Source organism: Diplocloster hominis (genome assembly GCF_032380655.1).
In the GTDB taxonomy this organism is placed as follows: Bacteria; Bacillota; Clostridia; order Lachnospirales; family Lachnospiraceae; genus Diplocloster; species Diplocloster hominis.
Genome location: NZ_JAWDIY010000021.1, coordinates 35050 through 61760, shown reverse-complemented (window position 1 = coordinate 61760; position 26711 = coordinate 35050). Strand labels below are relative to the sequence as shown.

General features: G+C 49.9%; 17 protein-coding genes. All 17 read left to right on the top strand.

What is annotated here, in order from left to right; translation table 11 throughout:
- The first annotated feature begins 40 nt into the window (after positions 1–40).
- The 17 genes from zwf (at position 41) to ABC831_RS17970 (ending at position 26026) form a co-directional block, all read left to right on the top strand.
- Positions 41–1438, top strand: a complete 1398-nt coding sequence (gene zwf, locus ABC831_RS18050) for a glucose-6-phosphate dehydrogenase (RefSeq protein WP_343249480.1) — start codon at positions 41–43, stop codon at positions 1436–1438.
- The gene (rpiA, locus tag ABC831_RS18045; RefSeq protein ID WP_343249479.1) at positions 1438–2169 is read left to right on the top strand and encodes a ribose-5-phosphate isomerase RpiA; all 732 of its coding nucleotides are present in this window, start codon (positions 1438–1440) and stop codon (positions 2167–2169) included. Before zwf ends, rpiA begins: the two co-directional genes overlap by 1 nt.
- Positions 2170–2263: 94 nt before the next feature.
- Entirely contained in the window at positions 2264–2536 is a 273-nt protein-coding gene (locus ABC831_RS18040) for a spore coat associated protein CotJA (protein WP_343249478.1), read from the top strand.
- The gene (locus ABC831_RS18035; protein WP_158352806.1) at positions 2533–2805 is read left to right on the top strand and encodes a spore coat protein CotJB; all 273 of its coding nucleotides are present in this window, start codon (positions 2533–2535) and stop codon (positions 2803–2805) included. The genes ABC831_RS18040 and ABC831_RS18035 overlap by 4 nt, the downstream gene beginning before the upstream one ends.
- The gene (locus tag ABC831_RS18030) at positions 2806–3417 is read left to right on the top strand and encodes a manganese catalase family protein (RefSeq protein ID WP_158352805.1); all 612 of its coding nucleotides are present in this window, start codon (positions 2806–2808) and stop codon (positions 3415–3417) included.
- Between the two features lie 226 nt (positions 3418–3643).
- Complete coding sequence (locus ABC831_RS18025) at positions 3644–10471, top strand: LamG-like jellyroll fold domain-containing protein (protein ID WP_343249477.1); 6828 nt, start codon at positions 3644–3646, stop codon at positions 10469–10471.
- A gap of 318 nt (positions 10472–10789) precedes the next feature.
- Complete coding sequence (locus tag ABC831_RS18020) at positions 10790–12178, top strand: ABC transporter substrate-binding protein (RefSeq protein ID WP_343249476.1); 1389 nt, start codon at positions 10790–10792, stop codon at positions 12176–12178.
- 96 nt (positions 12179–12274) lie between these two features.
- Positions 12275–13150, top strand: a complete 876-nt coding sequence (locus tag ABC831_RS18015; protein WP_343249475.1) for a carbohydrate ABC transporter permease — start codon at positions 12275–12277, stop codon at positions 13148–13150.
- Positions 13151–13164: 14 nt separating this feature from the next.
- Complete coding sequence (locus ABC831_RS18010; RefSeq protein WP_343249474.1) at positions 13165–13992, top strand: carbohydrate ABC transporter permease; 828 nt, start codon at positions 13165–13167, stop codon at positions 13990–13992.
- 118 nt (positions 13993–14110) lie between these two features.
- Positions 14111–15916 carry a sensor histidine kinase gene (locus ABC831_RS18005; RefSeq protein WP_343249473.1) on the top strand — a complete coding sequence of 602 codons (1806 nt, stop codon included), beginning with the start codon at positions 14111–14113 and terminating at the stop codon, positions 15914–15916.
- A 76-nt stretch (positions 15917–15992) separates the two neighbouring features.
- Entirely contained in the window at positions 15993–17540 is a 1548-nt protein-coding gene (locus tag ABC831_RS18000; protein ID WP_343249472.1) for a response regulator transcription factor, read from the top strand.
- 329 nt (positions 17541–17869) lie between these two features.
- Complete coding sequence (locus ABC831_RS17995) at positions 17870–18808, top strand: DUF4474 domain-containing protein (RefSeq protein WP_343249471.1); 939 nt, start codon at positions 17870–17872, stop codon at positions 18806–18808.
- A gap of 108 nt (positions 18809–18916) precedes the next feature.
- Positions 18917–19849, top strand: a complete 933-nt coding sequence (locus tag ABC831_RS17990) for a metallophosphoesterase (RefSeq protein WP_343249470.1) — start codon at positions 18917–18919, stop codon at positions 19847–19849.
- Positions 19850–19975: 126 nt separating this feature from the next.
- A complete protein-coding gene (locus tag ABC831_RS17985) occupies positions 19976–21490 on the top strand; it encodes a Na+/H+ antiporter NhaC family protein (protein WP_343249469.1) in 1515 nt (504 codons plus the stop codon).
- A gap of 486 nt (positions 21491–21976) precedes the next feature.
- On the top strand, positions 21977–23788 hold the full coding sequence (locus ABC831_RS17980) for a glycerophosphodiester phosphodiesterase family protein (RefSeq protein ID WP_343249468.1): 1812 nt from the start codon (positions 21977–21979) through the stop codon (positions 23786–23788).
- A 56-nt stretch (positions 23789–23844) separates the two neighbouring features.
- On the top strand, positions 23845–25008 hold the full coding sequence (locus ABC831_RS17975) for an FtsW/RodA/SpoVE family cell cycle protein (protein ID WP_343249467.1): 1164 nt from the start codon (positions 23845–23847) through the stop codon (positions 25006–25008).
- Between the two features lie 565 nt (positions 25009–25573).
- Positions 25574–26026: an NUDIX hydrolase gene (locus tag ABC831_RS17970; RefSeq protein WP_158344145.1), complete on the top strand. Its 453-nt coding sequence runs from the start codon at positions 25574–25576 to the stop codon at positions 26024–26026.
- The last annotated feature ends 685 nt before the right edge of the window (positions 26027–26711 follow it).

Here is a 26711-nt window from a genome sequence, read left to right as displayed (position 1 = left end):
CCTATATGTGCTAATAAAACATGCACGATTGGAGGAAATTATGAAACAAGCGCTGACAATCTTCGGAGGCACCGGTGATCTGACGTTTCGGAAGCTGCTGCCTGCCCTTTATAATATGAGTGCCTCCGGCAAACTGCCGGCAGAGCGGATGATTATAATCGGCCGCAGGGATTATAACACCCAGACATACTGTGAAGCAGCCAGAGAGTGGGTTCGCCGTTTTTCCAGAATTGTATTCCGGGAGGAAGCGTTCCGGCAGTTTATCCAGGGGATCCGCTATTATCAGATGGATTTCACACAGGAGGCTGCCTATGACGCGTTGGATGCTTTTTACCAGGAGAGCCGGATCGATTCCCATATTTTCTACTTTGCCGTGGCACCCAGGTTTTTTCCGGTGATCGCCTATGGTCTGGGACGTGTGACGGGAGCGGAAAAAGGAAAGGTGATTCTGGAAAAGCCGTTCGGGGAGAGCCTGAAAGCGGCGGAGGAGTTAAATGATAAGCTGGAAGCGTTCTTCGAACCGGATCATATTTATCGGATCGACCATTATCTGGGCAAGGAAATGATCCGGAATATTCAGACGATCCGGTTCACGAATCCGATCTTTAAGAATATATGGAACGCGGAATATATCGATAATATTCAGATCTCAGCTATGGAAAATGTAGGAGTGGAGACCAGAGCCGGCTACTATGATACCAGCGGGGCCATGAAGGATATGGTGCAGAACCATCTCCTCCAGATCCTGTCTATCGTAGCTATGGAGCGGCCCCAGGATCTCTCACCCGAGGGGATGCACGAAGAGCAGATCCGGGTGCTGAAAGCCCTGCGTCCGGTCCGTACGGATCAGATCGGCAGGCAGCTGGTGCTGGCCCAATATGAGGGATACCTGCAGGAGCCCGGGGTGCCGCCCGATTCGATTACAGAGACTTATGCGGCGCTGAAAGTATTCATCGACAATGAACGTTGGAAAGGGACGCCGTTTTACATCCGTACGGGTAAGAAGCTGGGGCGCAGAGAGATGGAAGTGACCATCGTGTTTAAACGGCCCGAGTCCGGCATGGAACCGGATATCCTGGTCGTGAAAATACAGCCGGAGGAAGGGGTACATCTCCAGTTCAATATAAAAAAACCCGGAGACACCGATGAGATCTCCCAGGCCAAAATGGATTTCTGCCAGAGCTGTTCGCTGGAAAACAGGATCAATACTCCGGAGGCCTACGAACGGCTGCTGGGCGCCTGCTTAAGAGGCGAGCGCTCCTGGTTTTCCCAGTGGGACCAGATCGAGACCAGCTGGAATTATATCGATCAGCTGCGCAGTGCATACCGGCAGACAGGACAGCCAATCTATACCTATCCGTCCGGTACCAATGGCCCTGAGGCCGCGGATGAACTTCTGGGAGCGGAAGGGCATCAATGGATCGTGGAGGAACTATAATGCGAATTCAACAGGAACAAAAACAGGCTGCCGCCCTAAAAGCGGCAGAGTACATTCGGGACAATATGATCCTGGGCCTGGGAACCGGGTCCACCGCGTATTACCTGATCAGGCGTGCAGGGGAACTGGTCAAAGAGGGTATGCGTTTACAGGCGGTAGCCACCTCCCGTGCTTCTGAGAAGCTGGCGGAAGAATTCGGAATTCCGGTGGCAGATATCAATGAAGTACCCCGCATCGATCTGACTATCGACGGAGTGGATGAGATCGATCCGGATTTTGAGGCGGTGAAAGGAGGCGGCGGGGCCTTAACCCGCGAAAAGATCACGGCATACCATTCCGGGCAGGTGATCTGGATCATGGATCACAGAAAACAAGTTTCCAGACTTGGAGCTTTTCCGCTGCCGGTGGAAGTCCTGCCATTCGGGTGGCGCCTGTTGTCTGAGAAAATCCACGGGCTTGGTTACACCCCAATCCTTCGCACCGGCAACGGGCAGGCATACCAAACGGACAACGGGAATTACATTCTGGATATCCACAGCCCGTCCCCGGCCGGTTACCGGAAGCTGTCCGATCTGCTGCACAGTTATCCGGGTGTGGTGGAGACGGGATATTTTCCGTCCGTCTGTTCCCGGATTATAGTGGCGGATTCGACAGATATAAGGGTGATCGAAAATAAGAACCGTAACGTGCAGATGCAAATGCCAAAGCTGAAACAAGCGGAGAATAATTAGGATAACAACAATTAAATTGTAAGAAAGGAAGTGGCAAATTCTGAATATTGTCATACCATAATAATGGAAATAATATTCAGAGAGGAGCTATAAAATGGCAGATTGCAGACAGCCGGATTGCGTTACCGCGAGAGCTGCCGTTCCTGTTTCAAATAACCGGGAACGTTCGAGATATCAGATGCCGATGCAGCCGGCGTACCGCCCTGACTGCGGCATGGACAAAAATGACAAATATCCTGTCGGGATGGCCTACGTGCCCTGGACCAGATGGGAAGAGACTTATGACGTACACAAGGCCCTGATGACCGGGACCATATTCCCGTCGCTAGACAAACCTTGGTGTGGAATGAGAGGTGGCAGAGGATGAATACGAACGTACAAAGCCGTGAGAAACTCTTACATTATATAGATATGGTAAGCTTTGCCGTGGACGATGTCCTGCTTTACCTGGATACCCATCCCTGCGACCAGGATGCGCTGGCTTATTTCAACGATTACAGCAGGATGAGAAACGACGCGCTGGAAGAATATGCCCGGTTGTACGGCCCGCTTACTGTGGATACCGCAACCGGATGCAGCAGGTCCTGGGAATGGATCAATCAGCCGTGGCCCTGGCAGGAAGGAGGATGCTACTAAATGTGGAGATATGAGAAGAGATTACAGCACCCTGTAAAAATCACCCAGACGAATCCTCAGATGGCTCAGGTGATCATCAGCCAGTTTGGCGGCCCGGACGGAGAGCTGGCCGCTTCTATGCGCTATCTGTCCCAACGGTACACCATGCCCTATAAAGAGGTGACCGGCGTGCTGACAGATATCGGAACGGAAGAGCTGGCCCATATGGAGATGATCAGTGCGATCGTATACCAGTTGACCAGAAATCTTTCGATCGAAGAAATCAAAGCCTCCGGTTTTGACAAATATTATGTGGACCACACATTAGGCCTGTGGCCTCAGTCGGCAGGGGGCGTACCCTTTACCGCAGAAGTGTTCCAGTCCAAAGGCGACCCGATCACCGATCTGTTCGAAGACATGGCAGCGGAGCAGAAAGCCCGCACCACCTATGACAATATTCTTCGTCTGATCAAAGATCCGGAAATCGTGGAACCCATCCGGTTCCTGAGAGAACGGGAAATTGTGCATTTCCAGAGATTCGGTGAATCCCTGAGAATCGTGCAGGAGCATCTGGACTCCAAGAATTTCTATGCGGTTAACCCGGCATTTGACAATATGAATTGCTGTAAATAATAAAAGATGAAAAGCAGCGGCGCTGAAGTATATTCGGCGTTGCTGTTTTTTTGGTATTTTTATTGCATCCCTGGCTTTTGCCCAGCCGTTGTTGTATAAAATATCTAATAAACTCAAATTACCTCCTCCGCTCTGTAAAAAATATCCACAAAATGTGAAAAAATAGTCTAAATATTTTAGAGGATGTACTTGCTATAATGGAGAAAATAAAAAGAGGAGGGCATTTATGTTGAAAAAATGTAGAAAGTTGTTAGCAGTTCTGCTGGCTGTCTGTATCTCATGCAGTGGTATGTCCATATCGGCGGCAGCAGAAGAACCACCGGCTGATCCGGGAGGAGGTGCCCCGGCCGGTATGAATGACGGCCCGTTAGTGGACCTGGATATGGAATCTATGAATGATGGAGCCATTATCAACAAAGCGGATAATCAGGCATATCAGGTAGCGGGGAACCCTGCCGCACTGGAGGAAGGCAAAGAGGGACACGGACAGGCCCTGAGGCTGGACGGAAGTACGAATTACATCAACCTGGGACAGGATTACCAGTTTACCACCGGACAGCTCACCATAGCGGCCTGGGTGAAACTGGACGCTTCCCCCAACGGGCTGAACCGTATTACCGGACGGGGAAGGACCGCTGTGTCCGGGGAGAAGGAACTGGGCCTTTATGTCAGAGGAAACGGCAAGATGGAAGCCTTATGCCCTGATTATACGGAGACCCAAGAGGGCGCGGTGCCATTTGATTCCTGGCAGCATCTGGCAGTGACCAACGACGGAACGACCCAGACACTATATATAAACGGTGAGGCTGCCGGTTCGTCGGAGGTGCCGGGACCTACAGATGAGTGGAATCTGGATCTGCTGGTCGGGACCTGCTGGAATATGGAGGGGACAGAGGGCTTTCAGCAACATATGTTCAAAGGGCTGTTGGACGATGTGAAGCTTTATAACCGATCCCTTTCCGTGGATGAGATAAAGGCGCTTGCCGATATCGTCGCTCCCGCAGCGGATGATCTCTTGGTCGACCTGGATATGGAGGCAGTGGACCAAAACACGGTTACCAACCAGGCAGACGGTAAGACTTACGATGTATTGGGAGATGCGCCCACATGGGAAGCTTCCAAAGACGGCCATGGTCAGGCTCTTAGATTTGACGGAAATACGAACTACATAAATTTGGGACAGGATTACCAGTTTACCACCGGTCAGCTTACGATCTCCGCATGGGTAAATATTGATCCCAGTCCCAATGGACTCAGCAGGATCACCGGACGGGCACGCACCGCTGTGCCGGATGAGAAAGAGCTGGGCCTGCGCATCCGGAACAATGGAAAACTGGAAGCCGAATGCCCCGGTTACACTGAGACTGGTGCCGGGACTGTCGCACTTGGTTCCTGGCAGCACGTGGCCGTTACCAATGATGGAACGGCACAGACGCTGTACATCAACGGGGAAGCCGCAGCAGTCACACAGACGCCGGGACCTGCGGATGAATGGGATCTGGGGCTTCTGGTGGGCACCTGCTGGAATGAGAAGGGAGACGGGCCGTTCCAGCCTCATATGTTCAAGGGGCTGATGGATGACCTGAAACTCTATAACCGATCTCTTTCCGCAGAAGAAATCAATGATCTGGCGGATGGAACCGGAACAGGCGGGGGTGACGAAGGCGATGTCACATTGCCGGATCCCCTGTACAAGTTTGCCATGGATGAAATAATTGACGGCAGCGGTGAAAACAGCGGAAAAAAAGTCATTATCAATGACATGGATCACACGGAATACCCGATCTATGGGACCTGTGAGGTAGACGATTTCGGTATTTTTGACAAATCCATCCGGTTCGACGGCCAGACTGCATATGCAGATGTGGGCAATCCGGCTGTCTCTACAGAGTACACGTTTTCCGCCTGGGCTTTTCTGGAGAAAGGCGCGGCCAATAATCTGAATAAGATATTCGGGCGGGACCGGACAACGGTGGGAGAACATTCCTTCTATATTGCCGTAAGAGGAGACAGCGGCAGAGAGGGAACCATAGATTGTGCATTGGATGGAACCGGTGTAAGCGCTCCGGCAGGAACATTTACGTTTGGAGACTGGACAAACATTACCGTGACCGGAAACAAACAGAAGGCCTGCCTCTACATAAACGGCCGGCTGATCAGCACCGGAGGGGGTACGACGACCGATCTGAGCACGAATCCCGTGAATCTGCTGATCGGATGCGGATATAATGCGGAAGGAACCGGGATATTCAACGGACACGCATTTAAGGGAAGACTGGATGATGTCAGGATCTACGACAAAGCCCTGACGCAGGAACAGGTGGAAGCGGCTACGATAGGTATTAAGGATAAGCTTCCGCCGGAAGTGAATACAGTCGAACCCAAGGAAGGTTCCCTGATCAGCCCGGAAGGCAGGATACAGATCACTTATAATATGGGACTGGCCATGGGCACGGAACCGATACAGATCTATGATGGAGAAGGAAATCCGGTGGCAACCGAGACAGCTTTGGAGGAGCAGGATGACACGGTTGACGGAACGGAAACGCTGGTGGTAAAATCCATGGAAAAACTGGTGCCGGGCAGCTCCTATACTTATAAGATTCCGGCAGGCGCCGTAGTCAATGAAAAAGGAATCGCAAACCTGGCGGTGGAATACACCTATTCGGTGGCCCAGGACCTGGAAGGCGGGGCTGCGGAGAGCGGAATGGATTACTGGGCGGCAGGTAAAATCAGTATACCGTCCGACATACAGGAGCAGGATGGGAAGGTTACGATATCCAACGGACTTGTAAAGCGGGTGTTTGATATCAACCAGAACTTTCTGACCGTTGACTATCAGAACCTTTATACCGGTATCAGTATGCTGGACAAAGGAAATCTCCAGGCAGACATCCGTATGGCGCTGAATGATCAGTATGTGGATAAGGATACGGCTTCCGATACGCTGTTCGATGTGGGCGGTACAGATGAAACCATCCCCACGTTCCAATATGAGAGCTATCAGGTCGAAGACAGTACCAAAGAACCCTTCCATTGGGAATTCGATGAAAGAATTTCGCCTCCGTCCATGAAAAACACACCGTGGCCGGCCAAGGGCAAAGCCCTCATAGTCAACTTCACGGCTCCTGAAAGTGCAGACGCAAAGTTCGCAGGTGTTAAGGTGCAGGTCCGCTATGAGATCTATGACGGACTTCCGGCCATGAGCAAGGTAGTCAATGTGACCAATACCGGAGAAAATGATGTGGTGGTTCACCGCATGTCCACAGAGGTGCTGCCTGCGCCCAGAAGCCTGCAGGATGCCCTCTATATGGACTCCAATATGAATATGGGCAATGACAATCATGACAGAAACAACGGGCAATATATCTTCAAACAGTGGGAAGACGTTGATGAGGCCAATGGACTGATCATCAGCAGTTATGCGGTGGATGCGGAGAACAACAGTGCCAAGATGGGCAAATACGATTTTGAAAACTTCGGGCCGAATTACCGCTTGAAAAACGCAGAGACCTTCGAATCCCATCAGCTTTATGAATTGTTCCGCAGCAGCAGCTATTTTGAGTGGCAGACTCTGGAAGTCAAAAAAATGTACCGCGTTCTGTTCCCGCAGACGCTGGATGCACCGCTCATCTATCATCTGATCAGCTCCAATCCCGACACGGTGAGATGGGGCATTGACCAGGCGGCCAATGCCGGCTTCAACATGGTTCTGATGTCCTTTGGGTCCGGAGCCAACGTGGAAGATATCTCCCAGGGAAATATCGATAAATTCAAAGCGCTGACAGAATATGCCCACTCAAAGGATATTCTTCTGGGGGCCTATGTCATGCAGGCGGCCAGAGGGGATCAAAGCGAATCCAACGAGGACGGCACCTGGGGAAAGATGCGGTGTATGAACGGGCCGGAAGCTCATAATACACTGGAAAACACACTGAAATTTATTGATGCCACCAATTTTGACTGTCTGGAGGTGGACGGGCCCTTCCCCGGCGCGATCTGTACCCATTCCGATCATACCGGCCATGAAGGCGCGGAGGACTCTGTGGTCAAACAGTGGGAATACGCGATCCGTGACTTCTACCGGGAGCTTCGGGCGCGCAACGTATATATCAATTCCCCCGACTGGAATTTCCTGGCGGGTGCCAATATGGCGGTTATGGGATATGCTGAGCCGGGCTTTAACGTTCCGCATGCGGCGCAATTGATCTACGGCAGGCAGATGTCCTATTACGGGACCTTTGAAAAGACACCGGCCATGGGCTGGACTTTGGTACCCCTCTCCCCTTATGGCGGCGGCGGTGACTCCTCCTTCTGGCCTTATAATGAACGGATAGAATCCTACGACTTTATGGTGGGCATGAACATGATGAGCGGTGTCATCGGTTCCTACCGCGGAGGAAATGGGCTGTATCAGGAAGAAGAAGGAAAGTTCAGTCCGTCGGAAAATGTAATCGAAACCTGGGGGAGATTCTATAACAAGTACCGTGATATCCTGGGGGCTGATATCATCCATATCGCGCCGCCTGTACCGGTCGACATCGAGAGTATGAACACCACGGCGATCGACGGTTTTGTCCATGCGTCCCCGGAGTATGAGCAGAAGGGACTGGCAGCTTTCTTTAACCAGACCGGCGGGACCGTGACGCAGAAGGTCAAGATTCCGCTGTACTTTACGGGACTTACCGACCGCACATCCGCGCCTGCGCCCATGGAAGGCTCCCACTACCGGCTGACACCTCCGACACGGACCTCCGGACCCATCGGACATATGGGTGCCAATTATCAGGATAAGACACCTCCGGTACCTGAGATTCCCGAGGTAAATGCGGTTCCAACAGATAAAAAGGCCTTTGTGTGCATCGGTGATATGAACGGGAAAGAATACACCATTGACTCCAACGGTGATATTGAGATTGAATTGACCATGGAACCCAGTACTTACACCTGGCTTACCATATACGATCCGGAACAGGTACCGTCCGATGTGACGGATGTATCGATCCCGGCACCAAAGAATCTGGGGATCAGTGCCATCTCTTCCAGCGAGGTTACTCTGACTTGGGACGCGGTGCAGATGGACGGAATGAATGTAAAAGAATATCATATTTACCGGAACGGCGAGTACATCGGCAAGACCTTTACGAATCAGTATACGGACAAAACGCTGGAATCCGAAAAAGATTATGATTTTGAGGTCGCGGCCGTACATAACACCGTGAACGGGGAGAAGTCGGCTGTAAAGGTGAGCACGGTACCGGATACGGCAGGTCCCGTCATCGAGAAATCCATACCTGTTTCCAGTACCCGGGTACAGGTGGAATTTAACGAATCTGTGACCAGAGAAACGGCAAATGATGTCAATAACTATACGATCACCAGTGCTGCCGGCAGGACGAAGGCATCCGCCAATACCGTGACCAAAGCCGAACTGTCCAGTGACAACCGGACTGTCATGCTGACCCTTGCGAATCCACTGGAACCGTTTGTGGAAACCATTATTTCCATTAAAAATGTAAAAGATCTGATGGGCAATGTCATAATCCCTGCCCAGACGAAAGTAACCTTTGGACCTTTAAGAGAATTTAAGTTTGAAGAAGAGAGCGGAAAGACCGCTGTGGATTCCACCTATGGGAGAGACGGAGCGATCGCCGGTGATACGGTGGAGCGTAAGCCCGGCGTATCCGGAAACGGTCTGAGCTTCGACGGCAGGAACAACTATGTGGACGTGGGAGAGATTGTCAAAGATCTGAACGAATATTCCATCAGCGGCTGGTTTAAGCCGGAGGATACGAACCGGATTCAGTCCCTGGTCTCCCAGATGCGGGATACCTATGACGGCTGGCGCTATAATCTCACGGTGGAAAAAGGAGAGCTCAAATTCGTCGCAAATAATGGAGATGGGTCTTATCCCGGCCATGACTCCCAGACGGAGATCGCGGTGGAATTAGTGAGCGGCGGTAAGAAAGTGACTGCGAATCAGTGGAACCACTTTGCAGTCGTCAGAGATGGTGACAAGTTCGTCCTGTACTTAAACGGGGAACCGGTTGCGTTTGATACCAAAGCTGGTGTGGATCAGAGCCAGAGCCCTTACATGATGTGGATCGGCGGATGCCGGAATAACGCAGGCGGTGAGGCCATGAGCAGCTTCAAGGGCATGATGGATGAGATCCTGTTCTACAGCACCTCCCTGTCTGATCAAAAAGTGAAAGAACTCTATGAGAAAAATAAACCGGCTGAATTTGATAAATCCGCGCTGACCGGCCTGATCGCGCAGGCGAAAGCCATTCAAAAAGGCAATTATACGGATGACTCCTACAACGCGCTGCAGACAGCCATCAGACAGGCGGAAGCGGCAGCAGGCCGGATTACCACAGCTGATGAGCTCAATGCGGAAGTGGGCAGACTGCAGGCTGCGATCGACGCACTGACAGAGAAGAAAGAACCTGCTGTTGTGGATAAATCAAAACTTCAGAAGCTTTATGAGGAAAATAAGGACAAAAAGCAGGGGTCCTATACCGGAGAGAGCTGGAATCTGTTCCGGGATAAGCTTGAACAAGCGCAGCTGGTGCTGAACGATAAGAATGCGACCCAGAAGAGTGTGGACGATGCGCACAAAGCACTCTCAGAAGCCATTGACAAGCTCCGGACCGCACAGACCGCTGTGGACAAAACACAATTAAAAGCCCTTTATGACCAGCATAAAGATAAAAAGCAGGGGAACTATACGGATGAGAGCTGGAAACAGTTTGTAACCGCCCGTGACGCTGCACTTAATATCCTGAATAAGACGGCGGCCACGCAGCAGGAGGTGGATACTGCGAAAACAGCACTGGATACAGCCATTCAGGGGCTCAAGGACAGGACATCCAGCCCGTCCGGTGACTCAAATGGTTCGGGTGGCGGCGGACAAAGTTCAGATGATTCTGCAAGTACCGCGAAAGGTGCATCCACGGGAGACAGCGCGAACACAATTGTGTGGCTGCTGCTGGTACTGCTGGCGGTCGGGGCAGTTACGGCTCAGATCCTGTACCGGAGGAGAAGAAAATGCTGAAAACGTACGCTTGAAACAACGGATCAGGCGGTACATGAAAAATGCCCTATCGTTGCCGGATTATGAAAGGAATCATTTGACGGCGGCTCCTAAATATTGTATAGGTTGTATGTGAAAACGGCGTGGCTTTCGGCCACGCCGTTTTCACGGCCGTCATTCCAGGCCGCACAGGATCAGGGGAACGATGATGGGAATGTAAAAAAAGTACACAAACTGCGTAGAATCTATCCATGGAGTTTTTGTGCTATTTGAGTATAATTATAGATAAAGAAAGCTAGTTTTCTATAAGAAATATCTAAAATATCAGGAGGTAATTCAATGAAAAAAAGGTTTGTAAAAATGGTATCTGTTGCACTCTCTGCGGCGATGATTATGGGAACCGCCGGCTGCGGCAATGGAAGTAAAGAAGCTGAGACTCCGGCAGCCGCACCGGCAGAGTCATCCGCGCCCGAAGCCACAGCAAAACCTGCCGGCGGGCAGGAGGATTCAAAAGGCGCCGCCGCAGGCAGCACCATCACAATGATGGCGTCTCAAAACTGGATCAAGGATATTGACCGTGAACTGATCGAAAAGTTCAAGGAGGAAACCGGTATCGAAGTAAAACTGCTGGTGACCCCTGATAACGGATATAGTACTCTGCTGGGCACCTCCCTGGCGGATGGCAGCGATGTGGTAGATATCTTTATGTATGACGCAGGGAAGCCCATGGTATCTTTGGGAGTTCCCGATATGGCACTGGATCTTTCCAATGAGCCCTGGGCGGCCAACATGGAGGACTGGGCCGTAACAGCGAATACCTATGAAGACAAGCTGTACGGGTTCAGCACCTGGGGTGTGGACTATGAAGGCGTTCTCTACAATAAGACGTTCTTTGACGAAAACAACCTGAAACCTGCAGAGACCTGGGATGAGTTCGTAGCCCTGTGTGATTCGATCAAGGAATTGGGTAAGACTCCGCTATACGAGCCCATCAACGGTGTATGGCATACGCAGTCCTGGTTCTATTCCATGACAAATGTGTTTAACCGCGAAGTATCCCCCAGCGCGTCGGAATGGCTGAACGAGTCCAAGGATAATAAGATCGCTTCCCTGAAATCAGCGAAAGAAGGTTTAACCCAGATCGCGGACTTCCTCAGCGCAAAGGGAGCGGACGGAAAACCGAAATATTATACCAACGACGGTCAGTCGGAAGACTGGTTCGGAAGCTATACCTCTTTGCAGAACAGGGACACGGTTATGATGGTGACCTATACCGTATATCCCGCGGAACTGGCTGCCAATGGCTGTAAAGACGACTGGGGCATGTTCCCTCTGCCGGTCGCCGGAACGGATTCGGTAAACGCCAACGGCGGCGGTATCTCCAAATACGTCAACAAATACAGCCAGAACGTGGACGCGTGCAAGGCTTATCTGGAATTCCTGGCAAAGCCTGAAAACCTGGATACCTACTATGCGGCCCGTACCGATCTCGTAACCGCCGCTTTCAAGGGCGTAACCACGGTAAAACCCACCAATGCGACTACCGAAGCACTGGAAAGAAGCAAGGAAGAACCTGCGGTAAGAATTATGAACGACATGCTGTATTGGGATCCCGATCTGTACAAATATTTCCAGGGCTTTGCAGCCGGAACAACGACTCCTGACCAGTTCCTGGAAAATATGGATACATACCGCGCTACCATGTTTGACGCGGCCACAACAAACTAAAAAAACAGCCGCTAAGTGTTCATAGCAAAAAAAATAACAGAGTTGGGGCGGCAAGCGTAAAAACCTGCCGCCCCTCCTGCTTTTGGAGTGATTACTTTGATAAATAAAAAAATATATCACTGGGGGTTCAGCCTTCCCGCCATTGTCCTATATTCCCTGTTGTTCATCTTTCCGGTGGTTCTGAACTTTTATTATTCCCTGACAGACTGGAATGCGATTAAGATCACCGGGGAAGTGGCACATTTTATCGGGCTTGATAATTTTAAAAAAATATTTTCCAATCCCGAGCTGACCTCCGTGATCACGCGGACCATAGAATTCGGACTGGTCACCACGGTACTGAAAAATGTGATCGGTTTTACACTGGCTCTGCTGTTTAACGAAGGGCTGAAGAGCCGGCATGCGTTGAGAGCGGTATACTTTATGCCCAGCATGCTTTCCCCGCTGATCATCGGACTGATCTTTGGCTCCCTGTTAATGACCAGCGGATTCTTCAATCAGCTTCTGGGTGCGGTCGGACTTGAGAACCTGGTCAAGCCGTGGCTTACAACCTCCGGGTCCGCATTCGGCTCCGTCATGTTCGTGGAAGTATGGCGGCAGACCGGTTTTAATATGGTGATCTATCTGGCGGGGCTGCAGCTGATCGACCAATCCTTTTACGAGGCGGCTTCCATAGACGGTGCCACCGCTTTCCAGAAACTGCGCTTTATTACCCTTCCGCGGATGCTCCCCTCGATTTCCATTAACCTGCTGCTGAATCTTTCCCAGGGACTGAAAGCCTTCGATATCGTCTATGTGCTGACCGGCGGGGGTCCCAACGGCTCCACGGAATTGATCAACACCATGGTATTCAAGGAGTTCGGCAAGAGGATGTATGGCATGTCATCCGCCTACGGCGTGGTGATGTTTCTCATTACGGCGGCTTTCGGCCTGATCGCGCTGAAGCTGACCAACAAAGATTTTGATTCTTAGAGGAGGGAACACTTATGGTGACAAATAAACGCACGATCTGGAATATCGGCAAGGAAATATTCGCTTGGGTTTTGTCCCTCCTGATTCTGATACCGATTGTTGTAATCCTGTTTAACGCTCTGAAAACAAGTAACGAGGCGATCAATATGAGTATTGCGCCTCCGTCAGAATTGCACTGGGAGAATTTTGGTGAGGTGTGGAGGGTGGGGAATATCCTGCGCTCTTATGTCAACAGCCTGATTGTGAGTGTCTTTCCTGTACTGATCAGCGTTCTGTGCGCATCCATGTGCGCCTATGTGCTGGCCCGCAGGAAAACAAAAGGGAATCTGGCAATCTATACCTATTTTGCCCTGGGTCTGATGTTTCCGATCAGCATGGTAACCGTGGTAAAGGTAACCCGGATGTTAGGCATATATAACACTCAGCTGGGTGTGGTTCTTGTATACACTGCCCTGATTTTACCGTTAAGTGTGTTTCTGTTTTATGGATTTTTGAATTCTATCCCGAAAGAGCTGGATGAGGCTGCCATCGTGGACGGCGCCGGCGCGCTGCGGATCTTTTTCCAGGTGATCTTCCCGATGCTGAAGCCGGTTACGGTTACGGTAATTATGATTAACTTTCTGAACTGCTGGAATGAATTCACGATCCCTCTGTATATGCTGCCGGACCCCGACAAGGCGGTGGTGGTGCAGCAGGTCTATAATTTCTACGGGACTTTCACGGCCAGCTGGAATCTGGTTAGTGTGACAATCCTGTATGCGATCGTGCCGGTACTGGCGGTCTATATATGCGGGCAGAAATATATTATATCCGGGATGGTCGCAGGAGCAGTGAAGGGCTGAGTGGAAAAGAATAAAGGACTGTTTTGTAATTTCAATTGTACTAGGATGCACTGGCAAATAAGTATAGATTAATGTAATATATAGGTAAAACGATCCATGTTGACCAGGAGATAACGCTATGAATGGCTCTTCCATTTCTTCAAGATTATTCCGTTCCTTTGCAATCATGATCAGCCTGTTTTTCTCACTGGTCATCATCAGCCTGATGATTTATATAGGAAAAGATATCAATGATAAAGTGGAGTTGGCGCAAAGGACAGCTTATGACACGGTTGTAAAGGAAGTTGACAGCTTTTTTGAGCAGATGCGCACCTTTTCCAACAATCTGTGCAATTCGGAGGAATTTAAAAAAATAGTAACGGAAGAGCTGCCCAACGCTTATGATGCGGGAGAACCGGTGAACGATTACTTTACCAAGCTCTATCTCCTCGGCTATAAAATGATCGTGAAAGATTACCGGGTCGCGGTTCAGCTGAGGGATAATAAATATATCTGGATGGGCAGCAATTATTTTATAAGTGAGCGGGAGAATAGTGACAGGCTTGCGTTCACGCCGATCGGGCTTGGAAATCTTAAAATCTGTAAAATGAATGAAAGCGATATGTTAAAAGAGATCAATACGCAGAATCCCTATTATAAGAATGATCTGGTCCCCGTGATCTCCCTGCAGAGGGATATGAACAAAAACATGCCCAGTTATGCTCCCAGCGCAATTCTCGATATCGAAGTGCCGTACACCCGTTTTAAGGATATGATGGATAATATCGTTCGCAGCGAGGATCTGAATATTACGGTTTACACAGCAAACGGCAGTGTTTTATACGGGGAGGATCAGACCGATGTTAAAGTCCGCAGGGAAAATGGTCTGGTCGTAAAAGAAAAATATACGAAAAACGGAATCGAGGTACAGATCCAGCCGGTGATGAATTCCAGCGTATATATTGTGGGAAGTATCAGCATAGCAAAAGCTTACCGGCCTGTCATAAGCTATCTGATCATTGTATTTATCGGATTCCTGCTGCTGCTGTTTGGTTCCCTGATGATTACATACCGGATTTCCGTTCGCATTACCGATCCGGTTAAGACTATGAGCGGTAAAATAGAAAAAGTGGATTTTGACGGGGATCACTGGATTACCTATGAGCCGGTGAAAACCGATATCAAAGAACTGAATATATTGTCTGATACGATTGTCCTGATGCAGAAAAAATTGCGGACCTCTATGGATGAGACGATCAGCCTGCGGGCCTATGAACTACAGTCGACCATGCTGGCGCTGCAGGCCCAGATGCAGCCCCATTTCCTATATAATACCCTGATGACCATATCGGCTATGGCTGAGGAAAAGCAGAACTATGAAGTGGCGACGGTATGCAGCCATTTGATGCATATGCTGCGCTATATTTCCAGCGAGGACGCGCATGGGGTGAAGCTCTCAAAGGAAATCAGGCACGTCCGAGATTACGTGGATATTATGAAAGAGCGGTTTCCCGAGACCGCGGTGCATTATGATATTCCGCTGCCCATGATGCAGATCATCGTCCCGAAGCTGGTGGTTCAGCCGCTGGTGGAAAATAGTCTGAAATACAGCGACCGGCTGGACTGCACGGTCCGGATCTCGGGTGAGATGGAAGAGAACCGGTTCCGGATTACCATTGAGGACAACGGGATAGGCTTTTCTGAGGAGAGAATTCGGGAAATCATGGATCACTGCCGGGAGCTGGTGGAGCATCATGAATTCTCCACGATGCAGATTGACGGTATGGGTCTTGCGAATATATACGCCAGGCTTCATATGTTCTACGGCGATGACATGCTGTTTTGGATCGGGAACCGGTCCGACGGAGTCGAAGGCGGCCGGATTGTCATCGGAGGCCGGATCGAGTGCGGCGGCAGATTAAGCGGCCTGGACGGCAAGTCATAGGGAACGTCTATAAAGGAATGCAGCCGGAAAAAGAGGACAGAAAGACAAAACAAGAATGCAGGGGGATGAAGCTGACATGGCAAGACTTAGGATTGTCGTTGCGGAGGATGAGCAGAGGATTCTGTCCAGTATCGTTTCGAAGATCGAGAGAACGGTAGAGGACTGTGAGGTCATAGCGACGGCCAACGATGGGGAAAAGGCGCTGGAACTGGTGGAAAAGTACCATCCCCATGTGATATTCAGCGATATCAAGATGCCGAAAATGGACGGGATAGAGCTGGCGCGGGAACTGCGGAAAAAAGCGCCCGACATCCATGTGGTGCTGCTGAGCGGGTACAGCGATTTTTCTTTCGCTAAGCAGGCCATGCGCTATGGCGTTTCCTATTACCTTGTCAAGCCGCTGGTTGAGGAAGACCTCCTGGAAGTAATGGAAGAGATCCGGGCCAAATTAGAGGAATCCAAAAGGAGAACCTTTCCCCAGGTACGGATGTCCGGGCATAACTCCATGCAGGACGTTGCGCAGGAACCAGACGTTAACAGCGGATATTATGTTCTGGGAATCTGCTTTTACAATCTGTGCTGTTCCCAAGCCAGCGATTCGCTGGCAGAGTTTTATGCGGCATCCCTGGACAGCGGGGGAGGAGTGAAGTGGGAAGAGATCCTGGAAGACCTTCCGTCAGGGTCACCGGAGTGGATGATCGCAGACGGGAATCCCTGTAATTTTAAAAATATTGTCCTGACCGCTTCCAATGAACAGCAATTGGATATGGAGCAGATCGCCGAAGTTCTGTGCGGGAGAATCCATAGCCAATATCCCGGTATGAAATTTCATCTCTGCTATCGTGAAAAACAGGTAAAGCGGGAGGATATCTGGAATTATACCCATCGGATCAGAAATCTTCTGGAAACTTGGGTAGTGCCTGCCAGGGAACAGATCTTTGTACTGGAACAGATGGAGTCCGTGCCGTCTGAGATGGAATTATATGACGCCGCCAGCCTCCGGCTCCAGAATAATATAAAAGTCCTGTTTAAGATGGACAATTATAACATCCTGCTGGAAGAACTGATGAATATTATGTCCTATGTATTGGAATGCGGCTGTACGCAAAAGCAGCTGGTTAAGATCGTGCATGATGTTTATAAAATGCTGGAGAGCAGTCTGAATATCGAGGACCAGGCTGGCGCCGAAAAAGCGAAGGAAAAGTTTTATTCCATCTTAAGCATCGCCGGCGGGACACAGGAGATACAGAATGCATTTTTGGAGAGCGTCACGTTTTATCTTCAGGACCGGCTGGACCGGAGTACATCCCAGAAAGCCAGAGAGGAGGTCCTGGAATATGTGGATAAGAATTTTATGGTCATTAACAGTGTGGAGGAAGTGGCGGAGAAATTTAACTATAACTATACCTATGTATCCAGGCTGTTCCGGGAAATGAAAGGCGTCTCCATGATAAAATACCTGACGGAGAAGCGGATCGGCGCCGCGCAGAAGATCATGAAGGAGAAACCGAATCTCAGTGTCAACGATGTCTGTAATATGGTCGGGTATACGGATCAGCATTATTTCAGCAGAGTATTCAAAGCTTCCACCGGCATGAGCCCAAAGGAGTATCGGAAAAAGTGATTGCGGGCAATAAAACAACAGAATAGAGAAGAATAAGTTCGTGGTAATGGGAAAGATGTCCCAAAAGCACAGACTGCTCTTATGAATTCCGGCTTAGCAGCTGCCGTCCCTGCTGTGAAACCGGATCAGGCCGTGAGGACAGACTGTGTTTTTGGGACATCTTTGTGATTTCGTAAATATCAGGACTCCGGTATAAGAAAGCTGCCTCAGGCAGGGAGTTTTATAAGCGGTACTCACGTATATTTTTAAAGGAGATGACTGGAGCGGGTAGCAAAATACGGCTTTTATCATACTATAATATGAAGTGAGTGTATGAAAAGGGTGCAAATATGCCGAGAGAATTTTGGTACGTATCAGGGGGGCTGGTGGTTCTGGCGGCTCTGTGGATTATCTGTGTGGTCCGCAGGCGAAAACTTCTCAGGAAGATAAAAGAGCGGGGATCGGATGAGAAATTAAGAGAATTAGACCGGGAGCTTCTGGGAGTTGGTTTTGCCTACGACTATAACCAGGATATCTTCTACGGGAGGATGGATGCATGGCAGCGGGAAGCGGGATACTGTAAGATCTACGACGAAGCCGCTTACATGGCAGGAATGGAATATGACTGCGAGCCTATCACGTTTACATATGGGGAGAAACGGTGGCTGATCGAATTCTGGAAGGGCCAGTACGGCATGTGCACCGGAGCGGAAGTGGGGATTTTCTGCACACAGGAGGAAGATGTCTTTGTGCCGGGAGAGTTCCAGGGGACCTTCTACAAAAGCGTATCCGATGAAGACCGGCTGTATATCGCCTATTACCTGAAACGCAGAGGGGAGGTACTCTGCTATCGGAAAGGGCTGCACTGGCGGCTGTCCGCGTTTAAACTGGGTATGTTCTCGGAACCCTCGGAATTGACTATGGATATCAAGATCACCTTTCCGGATGCCGGGATGTGCGAAGCGTTCCAGGAAGCGCTTTTTGAGGCCGGGTATACGCAGTCGGAGATCGTGGCCGGATACCGGACCATGTTTGTCAAATTCCGTCAGCCCCATACCCGCCAGCCTGTGACCAGGACGGTGGAGGGAGCCCATATCACACAGCGGCATAACCGTCTGTATGTCCGGATATACCGGTATCTCACCAGAAATTTTGGCTGGACGCCGGATAAATTATGCTATCTGCGGGCATTCCTGCCGAATGTATTCCGCACGGTGATCCGGCTGGGACAGAGCAGAGAGCGCTACCGGGAATACGCTAACATCCGGTTCTATCAGAACGGTGAATAGACCGGACAAAGAGAACCCTGACAGAACAGGCTGAGGTTTGTAAAAACAGGCTGAGGTCTGAAAGGAACAGACAGAGGACAATAACGGAACGGACAGGAGTGAACAAAAATGTCCACAGCAGCAAAATTGTCGAGACTATGGGAAAAATCTCCGGTCCTGCCCTTTGATGACCATTCAAAAATAGTGCTGATGAGTGACTGTCACAGGGGGATGGGCAACTGGGGGGATAATTTCCTGAAAAATCAAAATATGTATTTTGCAGCCCTGCGCTATTATTATGAGCAGGGATATATTTATATTGAACTGGGAGACGGGGATGAGTTGTGGGAATGCCGGGATTTGACACAGATCATCGATATCCACAGCAATGTATTCTGGCTCATGTCCAAATTCTACTATGAGCACCGTTTCTTTATGCTGTACGGGAACCATGACCGGGTCAAACAGTCTCCCCGGTATGTGGGCCGGACCTGTTCCCAGTACCGGTGCACGGACCAGCAGTGTCTGGCACCGCTATTCCCGGACATTCAGGTGCTTGAGGGGCTGGTGCTCCAATATGAGCCCACGAAGGATAAAATCCTGCTGGCTCACGGGCATCAGGGAGACTGGCTGAATGATACCCTTTGGAAGATGGCCAGATTCCTGGTCCGCTATGTCTGGAAGCCGGTGGAAACGGCGGGAGTCAACGATCCCACCAGCGCCGCCAAAAACTACAGGAAAAAGAATAAGACCGAGCGCAGGCTCGTACACTGGGCGCAGAAAAGCGGGAATATGCTGGTGGCCGGCCATACCCACCGCCCGGTGCTGCCAAAATTCGGGGAACCCCTGTATTTTAACGACGGAAGCTGTGTTCACCCCAGATGCATCACGGCACTGGAGCTGACAGGGGGCAAAATCTCACTGGTGAAGTGGTCCGTAAAAACCAGGCAGGACCGTTCCCTCTACGTGGGGCGGGAAGTGTTGGATGGCCCCAATGATTTGAAAAAATATTTTGTGCAAAATGTACAATTTTCGAGTAAAGACGACAATACAGTTGCGTAAACTGCTATTTCAATGTAAACTGATAAAGGAACAAACTCGAATATTGTGGATAAACCCGCAGGCGGCTATGCCTTCGGGTTTATCCGCAATCAAGGAGAAAAAATACATGAGATAGGGGATAGTGTTATGTCAGCTACATTCTGGGCTTTGCTCCCGCCAATTATTGCTATTGTTCTGGCTTTAATCACAAAAGAGGTTTACATGTCTTTAATGCTGGGTATTTTATCCGGCGCCCTGCTTTTCGCAGGAGGCAATCCGGTGAAAGCGGTGGAGACCACGTTCGTGGTCATGTCCGATAAGATCGGCGGAAATGCCTACATACTGATCTTCCTGGTTCTGCTGGGAATCCTGGTAGCGCTGATTACCAAATCCGGGGCGTCCAGATCATACGGAAACTGGGCGATCAAGTCAATTAAATCCAAGAAAGGCGCGCTGCTGGCCACCACAGTTCTTGGAGCTCTGATCTTTGTAGACGATTATTTTAACTGCCTGACCGTGGGAACGGTTATGCGTCCGGTGACCGACAAGTATAAAATCACCCGGGCCAAGCTTGCCTATATCATCGATGCGACGGCGGCGCCGATCTGTATCATCGCGCCGATCTCCAGCTGGGCGGCGGCAGTGGGGTCTTCCCTCCCGGAGGGCAGTAACATCGACGGTTTTTCTTTGTTCATTAAAACGATTCCGTTTAACCTGTATGCGCTTTTAACGATCGCGTTCATGCTTTTTATTATCTTTACAAAGATGGATTTCGGTAAAATGGCTTCCTATGAAAAAGCGTTAAACGGTAAGCTGGATGCCGAAGAAGGAGCACAGGAAGATCTGGAGATCGTCGGCAAAGGAAAGGTTCTGGACCTGATATTGCCGATCGCGGTTCTGATCGTGGCCTGCATCACAGCGATGATCTATACAGGCGGTTTCTTTGAAGGAGCCGGGCTCATCGACGCGTTTGCCAACTGTTCTTCCGCGCAGAGCCTTGTCATTGGTTCTTTCTTCGCACTGATCTTTACCTTTATTCTGTATCTGCCCCGGAAAATCATCACCTTCCGGGAGTTCTGCGACAGTTTTGTACAGGGCTTCAAAGCCATGACACCGGCGGTTATGATCCTGTGTCTGGCATGGTCCTTATCCGGGATATGCAGTGAGGACTATCTGAACATCGGCGGCTATGTCAGCAGTGTAGTAGGCGGCAGCGCCATGATCGGAATGATCCTTCCGGCAGCGTTCTTCCTGATTGCACTGGGACTTGCCTTCGCAACCGGAACCTCATGGGGAACCTTTGGTATCCTGATCCCTATCGCAGTGGCGATCTTCGGCAGTGAGAGTTCCATGCTGGTAGTCAGCGTAGCTGCGGTGCTTTCCGGTGCTGTATGCGGCGACCACATCTCCCCGATCTCCGACACCACGATCCTGGCATCCGCAGGTGCCCAGTGTAAGCATATCGACCACGTATCCACGCAGATTCCGTACGCGCTCACAGTTGCTGCCTGCTGTCTGTTAGGATTCCTGTTAGCCGGCTTTACCCAGAACGGATGGATCGGGCTGCTGAGCGCAATGGTGGCTCTGTTCGCAGTAATGATTATCCTGTATGTGAAGGTAGGCAAAAAAATGCCGAGGCATAGGGCAGCGCTAGATTATTAGGGACTTATTATAGTGGTCCGGGAGGAGAGGAAAGCGGCAGGGCCTTGGGGGAAGCGGCTGCAAATCTCGTGGGGCCAAATCGCATCGGCCGGACCTAAGAACGGATAACTCCGAAGAGGACGAAACCTCTGATTAGCAGGACCCGGGGCAAACTCGCCGGAAAGCGGCTCAGACAGTGCCCCGGGTCCTGCGAGGTTTCGTCCTCTTCTGCGTAATCCGTTCTAAGGCCCGGCCTCAAGCGATTTGGCCCCACGAGATTTGCAGCCGCTTCCCCCAAGGCCCTGCCGCTTTCCTCTCCTCCCTGCGTTATGATAGGCCGGGGTGTATGCCTGCGTTTATACATTGTTATGATAGGCTGGGGTGTATGCCTGCGTTTATACATTGTTATCATAGGCCTGGGGTGTATACCTGAGAGATTATGAGAGTAGAATATTTAAGTTTATCGGGATTCATATATCATACGATTGGAATAAGAGGTTGACTGCCATGCGGACCTGTTTTAAAAAAGCAAGAGAGATTCTGAATTTTAATATGAAAAGCCTGCTGTTGTTTGAGGTGGGTCTGCATATTGCTATTTCGGCGACGCTGCTCTATCTGCTGCGTCAGGGGATTTTGCTGCTGCTGGAAAGACAGGGGTATAGTTATCTGACAGCGGAGAATTTTTTGGATTTTATAAAGAATCCGCTTACGATTCTGCTGTTCAGCGTCTATGTGATTGTGATGTTATTTCTTCTTCTGTTTGAGGTGTCCGTATTGCTGGGCTGTTTTCATTATTCGGAGAGAAAGGTCAGGGCCACGGTTACGGATATTATTCTGATCGGAAGCCGTCAGATGGAGATCTTTGTCAGGAAGAACCGTCTGATGTGGCTGCCTGGTATTCTGACGCTCATGCCGTTTCTGACTTTGCATTATCTGGTAAGACAGTTTTTTAATATAAAGATTTTGAATTATGCTATTCAGATTCTGATCAGTAAAATTAAATATCCGGTAATTTTGATCCTCTTGTTTGTGGCTTTCCTGCTGCTGTGTACGCAGCTTTTTCTGGCGGTGCCGGCCGCTGTTATGAAAAGGGGACGGGTGAAAGACTGGTTCCGGGATAGCAGGAGCATTACGGGTCGGCATTACGGAAGGTTTTTAGGCCGTTTGCTGGTCTGGAATATTGCTCTTGTTGTGGTATTGTCCGCGTTCTATTTTCTGTTTTCTTTTCTGGCGGCTGTTTTTGTGCATTTCACCAAGGATGCGGCGATCGCGCTGGGCGTCCTGTTGAAGATCGAGGATTGGGTCCGGGTAGGTATGGGATATGTGGCAGGTGTGGTGGGCACCGTGTGCAATCTGGTGCTGATCTACACGATGTACCGGGAGGCCGCGCAGGAACCCGGCAGTCTGCCGGATCAATTGCCCGACTACGGGAAGAGCAGGCTGTTCCGAAAATTTGGCCGAAAGAGAGTGGCCATGGTGATCGGCATGTGCATCGCGGCTCTGGAACTGGTCTACGGATGGTATCTGATCAGCCAGCGGGTGGTGCTGGCCGATGATATTTTCGTAACCACCCAGGTTACCGCCCACAGAGGAGGGGCCAGGACGGCTCCTGAAAATACGATGTCCGCCCTGATGAACGCGGTGGAGGAGCTGGCGGATTATGCAGAGATCGATATCCAGGAGACGAAGGACGGGCAGCTGATCCTTCTGCATGACAGCAGTCTGAAGCGAACGGCCGGGTTAAATAAAAAGATCTGGGAAGTGAACTACGATGAGATCAGAAATCTGGATGCCGGCGGCTGGTTTCGGAAAGAATTCGCAGGCGAGCCGATCCCCACGCTGAGTGAAGTGCTGGATTACTGCAAGGGAAAGCTGAATCTGAATATTGAGATCAAATCCAATGGCCATAACGAGGATATCGTACCCAAGGTAATCGGGTTAATCGAGGAATACCATATGGAAGACCAGTGTATCGTCACCTCCATGGATTATCATTTCCTCAGGCAGGTAAAGGAGCTGAATCCGGGAATGACCACAGGCTATATCATGTCCGTGGCTTATGGGGACGTATCAAGGCTTGAATACGCGGATCTGCTCAGCGTGAAATATATTTATGTGACGGAATCCATGGTCCGAAGCGCTCATGAGGCCGGAAAACAGGTGCATGCCTGGACCGTAAACGCCAAGGGAAATATGATGCGTATGAATAGTATCGGGGTGGATAATATTATCACAGACCGGACAACTCTGGTCCGGGAAGTACTGGCCCAGGAAAATGCAGATACTTTTGTCGAGCTGTTGAAAATTGCTCTTCGTTAGTCTATAATAATAATTTATTAGAGCTTGTACCAAGGATAACGAAATGGAGAATTTGAATGGCTAGAAAATATGGTTTTAAGAAAAACCGGGAAAGGTATTTCGATTATAATCTGCTCGCGGTGGTCATATTCCTTGTGTGCTTTGGTCTGATTATGCTGTATTCCGCCAGTTCCTACGCGGCGCAGCTTCAGTATGGGGATGGAATGTATTGGTTTCGCAAGCAGGGCCTGATCAGCCTTGCAAGCCTTACTGTCATGTTGATTATTGCCAACATCGACTATCATATCTGGATCAAATTTGCTTTTTTTGGATATATCGTCTCACTGATCATGGTACTTCTGGTCCTGACCCCGTTAGGGATCGAGGCAAAAGGAGCGACCCGCTGGATTGGACGCGGGAACCTTCGTTTACAGCCGGCAGAGGTTGTGAAGATCGCCGTTATCCTTTTTATTCCCTACCTGATCGTGAAGATCGGAAGCGGAGTCAAGAAAATCAAGGGTTCCATTCTGATCATGGGCGTAGGGGTACTGGCAGCTTTGATGCTCTATATTTTTACAGATAATCTAAGCTCCGCGATCATTGTCATAGGAATCACGGCAATCCTGTTATTCATCGTCCACCCCAGGACGATTCCTTTCGTGGGTCTTGGAATACTGGGGTTTGGCGGCATTGTGTTCGGCATTAACTATCTGAAGCAGCACATTGATTTTTCCGCCTATATGGATGACTCCACACCGTTTCGTATCAAGCGTATCCTGGCCTGGCTGGACCCGGAAACCCATGCCAATGACTGGGCTTATCAGACGATGCAGGGACTGTACGCCATCGGGAACGGGGGATTTTTCGGAAAAGGCCTGGGCAATTCCGCCCAGAAATTTTACATACCGGAAGTTCAGAACGATATGATTTTTTCTATTATCTGTGAGGAACTGGGGATTTTCGGAGCGGCGCTTGTAACCCTGCTGTTTATTCTGCTCCTGTACCGCCTGCTCTTCATCGCCAGAAACGCGCCGGATTTATACGGTTCTCTTCTGGTGACCGGCATCTTTTCCCATATTGCGATCCAGGTGGTGTTAAATATCGCGGTGGTGATCAACCTGATTCCCACTACGGGGATATCCCTGCCGTTTATCAGCTATGGGGGAACTTCGATCCTGTTCCTTATGGCAGAGATGGGATTGGCCCTGGCTGTGTCCAAACAGATTAAGTTTAAGGATTAGATCCTTATCGTGGACGTGGCCGGCAGAAGGGAACGCCGCCTATAAGATCTGCGGGGACAGAAATACGGATCTGAATCAGGACGACGTCTCTTCCCTGTTCCATGCGGTTACCGGTAAGTTCGGGGACGCCGCATGGATATTTGACGTATTCTCGAAAATGACGGTCAGCAAAGTGACGCGTTTAGGAGCGTTAAAGAAAACCGAAGCAGAATTGCATTGGGGGGTAAACACGCCGGATGAAATAACATCCTTGCGTAATTGCTTAAACCATCAGGCCACTCTTTACCTGACGGACCCGGAATATGTCCAGAGGCTGAAACCTGTCTACCGCGCATTATTCCATCCGGCAGAAATTTCAAAATGGCACGGGAAGCACACAGGATCTTCCTATTCAACACAGCGCCGATGCAATAAAGCAGTTTGGTGCATGGTGCCTGACGCCTGGCGTCTCGTCCTCCAATTTGCCTCGTCCTCCAATTTACAACAATGGGTTGCAAATCGACTGTAAAAGAGGTATACTAAAAAACAGTCAGTTTGACACACCTTACGGGCAGGAGGAATTGCAATGATTGAAGCAACAAGCTGCGGCGGTGTGGTTATATTTCGGGGAAAAATTTTAGTCTTATATAAGAATTATAAGAATAAATACGAAGGCTGGGTTTTACCAAAAGGAACGGTTGAACAGGGTGAAGAATTCAAGGATACAGCCGCAAGGGAAGTGCTTGAAGAAACAGGAGTCAATGCGCAGATCATCAAGTATATAGGTAAAAGTCAATATTCCTTCAGTGTTCCGGAGGATACAGTGGAAAAAGATGTACACTGGTATCTGATGATGGCGGACAGCTATTACAGCAAGCCGCAGCGGGAGGAATACTTCGTAGATTCGGGCTATTATAAATTCCACGAGGCCTATCATCTGCTGAAGTTCACAAATGAGAAGCAAATTCTGGAAAAGGCGTATAATGAATATCTGGATTTGAAGAAAAGCAACCTCTGGGGCAGCAGAAAGTATTTCTAGTGCGTTGTTTATTCATCCGGCCGGGAGCGGAAGCTCTTTGGCCGGATTTCTATTTTGGAATGTGATTTATGGTTAATGTCTGGAAATGCTTAGGGGGGAATTGCGGGGGACGGGCCTGATGGCTCCAGGTTGTGGGAGGGCACCCGGAGGAAAGGACGGGGCAATTCTCCTCTTAGAAAAAGCAACCTCATAGGCAGCTCCGGGAGCCTCTGAAAGCAGTGAGAATGTCGGCGTGAGAGCCTCCATTCTCACTTGAGTCTCCCTCCGCTATTCGGCCATGCTTTTTCTAAGAGGAGAATTGCCCCGTCCTTTCCTCCGGGTGCCCTCCCACAACCTGGAGCCATCAGACCCTGCACTAATATAGGCGTAGAAGCTTCCTACTATAGTTTAGAGTGTGGAAGAGGGGTTAAAAAAATCTGGTAAAATCAGATGGAGTTGGTTTCGGAGTGTAGGACAGAAAAGATAAATGGTCGCTGAAAAACTTTATTGACATCTACCCACGCACTTATCTTATCTCCGACAGAAAAGATAAATGGTCTCTGAAAAATCTGTATGGAAGATTCCAACAATTTATGTAAGTAAAAAGAGGTATCGCAATATAAAAAGTAAAATGCCGGCACTTTAAGATAAACAGGAATTTATCTAAAGTACCGGTTTTTTTGGAGTATAGGTCTAACCGGCTCGT

What these genes read in the sequence shown, in the direction of transcription:
- ABC831_RS18025 (WP_343249477.1), top strand. Translation starts at nt 3,644, where the DNA reads ATGTTGAAAAAATGTAGAAAGTTGTTAGCAGTTCTGCTGGCTGTCTGT.
- ABC831_RS18040 (WP_343249478.1), top strand. Translation starts at nt 2,264, where the DNA reads ATGGCAGATTGCAGACAGCCGGATTGCGTTACCGCGAGAGCTGCCGTT.
- ABC831_RS17990 (WP_343249470.1), top strand. Translation starts at nt 18,917, where the DNA reads ATGTCCACAGCAGCAAAATTGTCGAGACTATGGGAAAAATCTCCGGTC.
- ABC831_RS18035 (WP_158352806.1), top strand. Translation starts at nt 2,533, where the DNA reads ATGAATACGAACGTACAAAGCCGTGAGAAACTCTTACATTATATAGAT.
- ABC831_RS18000 (WP_343249472.1), top strand. Translation starts at nt 15,993, where the DNA reads ATGGCAAGACTTAGGATTGTCGTTGCGGAGGATGAGCAGAGGATTCTG.
- ABC831_RS17985 (WP_343249469.1), top strand. Translation starts at nt 19,976, where the DNA reads ATGTCAGCTACATTCTGGGCTTTGCTCCCGCCAATTATTGCTATTGTT.
- ABC831_RS18005 (WP_343249473.1), top strand. Translation starts at nt 14,111, where the DNA reads ATGAATGGCTCTTCCATTTCTTCAAGATTATTCCGTTCCTTTGCAATC.
- ABC831_RS18010 (WP_343249474.1), top strand. Translation starts at nt 13,165, where the DNA reads ATGGTGACAAATAAACGCACGATCTGGAATATCGGCAAGGAAATATTC.
- ABC831_RS17975 (WP_343249467.1), top strand. Translation starts at nt 23,845, where the DNA reads ATGGCTAGAAAATATGGTTTTAAGAAAAACCGGGAAAGGTATTTCGAT.
- rpiA (WP_343249479.1), top strand. Translation starts at nt 1,438, where the DNA reads ATGCGAATTCAACAGGAACAAAAACAGGCTGCCGCCCTAAAAGCGGCA.
- ABC831_RS17970 (WP_158344145.1), top strand. Translation starts at nt 25,574, where the DNA reads ATGATTGAAGCAACAAGCTGCGGCGGTGTGGTTATATTTCGGGGAAAA.
- ABC831_RS18020 (WP_343249476.1), top strand. Translation starts at nt 10,790, where the DNA reads ATGAAAAAAAGGTTTGTAAAAATGGTATCTGTTGCACTCTCTGCGGCG.
- ABC831_RS18030 (WP_158352805.1), top strand. Translation starts at nt 2,806, where the DNA reads ATGTGGAGATATGAGAAGAGATTACAGCACCCTGTAAAAATCACCCAG.
- zwf (WP_343249480.1), top strand. Translation starts at nt 41, where the DNA reads ATGAAACAAGCGCTGACAATCTTCGGAGGCACCGGTGATCTGACGTTT.
- ABC831_RS17995 (WP_343249471.1), top strand. Translation starts at nt 17,870, where the DNA reads ATGCCGAGAGAATTTTGGTACGTATCAGGGGGGCTGGTGGTTCTGGCG.
- ABC831_RS17980 (WP_343249468.1), top strand. Translation starts at nt 21,977, where the DNA reads ATGCGGACCTGTTTTAAAAAAGCAAGAGAGATTCTGAATTTTAATATG.